Source organism: Acinetobacter sp. YH12046 (genome assembly GCF_013419905.1).
Taxonomy (GTDB): domain Bacteria; phylum Pseudomonadota; class Gammaproteobacteria; order Pseudomonadales; family Moraxellaceae; genus Acinetobacter.
The window spans coordinates 1-1,408 of sequence record NZ_VOZF01000074.1; the positions used below are offsets into that span (position 1 = coordinate 1).

Annotated in this window: 2 protein-coding genes; both read right to left on the reverse strand. The window is 47.9% G+C overall.

Annotated features, from left to right (window positions below; all coding sequences use genetic code 11):
• A partial coding sequence (locus FTU03_RS15955) for an IS66 family transposase (RefSeq protein ID WP_179993458.1) occupies window positions 1-1,096 on the reverse strand: 1,096 nt, incomplete at its 3' end.
• A 74-nt stretch (window positions 1,097-1,170) separates the two neighbouring features.
• Window positions 1,171-1,408, reverse strand: a 238-nt coding sequence (tnpB, locus tag FTU03_RS15960) for an IS66 family insertion sequence element accessory protein TnpB (protein WP_179993457.1), incomplete at its 5' end; no start/stop codon positions are given.

Genomic DNA, 1,408 nt, shown 5'->3' on the forward strand with positions numbered 1-1,408 from the left:
TGACCTGACCTGATTTAAAGCGTGCTTTATAACCGCTGTAATCATCACAGACCAGATGGCCCTGCCAGTCTTTCAGGAACGCTTCAGCATGCTGACCTGAACGACTATCCTGAAAGTCATAGATCACGGCTTGAACTGGATTGTACTGTGTAGTGGCATAGGCCCAGACATAACCTTTCTTCGGTTTTTTATCATTCTCACCCATCCGCATGATGGTGACCGGCGTTTCATCGGCATGGATCACCCGCTGTTGCAGCACCACCTGTTTTAAGGCATTGGCCAGAGGTTCCAGTTCCACACCGCAGCGACCAATCCAGTCAGATAACGTGGATCTGGACAGATCAATGCCAGCCCGCTGATAGATCAGGCGCTGACGGTACAGCGGCAAATGATCGGCATACTTCGATACCAGCACATGGCTGAGCAGTTCAGGACTGGCAATACCTTTATCAATCACATAGGCGGGCATCGCTTGCTGAGTCAGGGTGTCGCACTGATCACAGACCCATTTGCCACGTACATGCTGTTCCTTATAGAACTGTGCCGGTCTGAAATGCAGTTTTTCACTGATATCTTCGCCGATACGACGTAACTGGCAGCCACAACTGCATTGGGTTGATGCAGGTTCATGCTCAATACGGATGGTGTGTAGATGATCGGGTAGCAGTCGACGTTTAGGTTTGTTGACTGTGGCTTTCTGTGTCCCTGCATGGGTTTTATCTGCATTTAATCGTTCTAATTCCAGATCAACGGCTGCGATATCTTCTTCGACCGCCTCATCCCACAGATGGATTTGTTTTGCGGTGAGATGTTCGTTTTTACTGCCGAATTTATGCTGTTTAAACAGCGCCAGTTCATGCTCGTATTTTTGATTGAGAATAGAAAGATGCTGAACTTTAGAATCTAATTGCTGATTGGTGACTTCAAGATGTTGAACTTTGGCATCTAATTGTTGATTTGATACTTCCAGATGTTGAACTTGAGCATCTAATTGTTGTTTATCTTCTGCGAGTTGTTGATGCTGCATCGCCAACTGCCGGGTGAATTCCAGCAGTTGTTCATGGGTCAGTTGGCTTAAATCTGGCAGCGTATTCATGACCGCAGTATGCCTGAGGTCATGAGAAGAATGAAATAGAACGTTTGGAGGATGGCAGAATAGCCGAGCTTGGTTTAGAGCATCGTGACCACCTGCTGTCGTCCAATGCGCTGCCAAGGCAAACCCTGGATTAATGCCTGTAACTGTTCCGGGTTGAGAGCTACGCTTTCACCCTGGTGAACTTTAGCCCAGTGGAATTTTCCCTGTTCCAGCCGCCGGGCACACAGCCAGATGCCCAGTCCATCATGTACCAGCACTTTCATGCGATGGCCACGTTTATTACAGAACAGGTAAGCACAATGCGGTTTAATG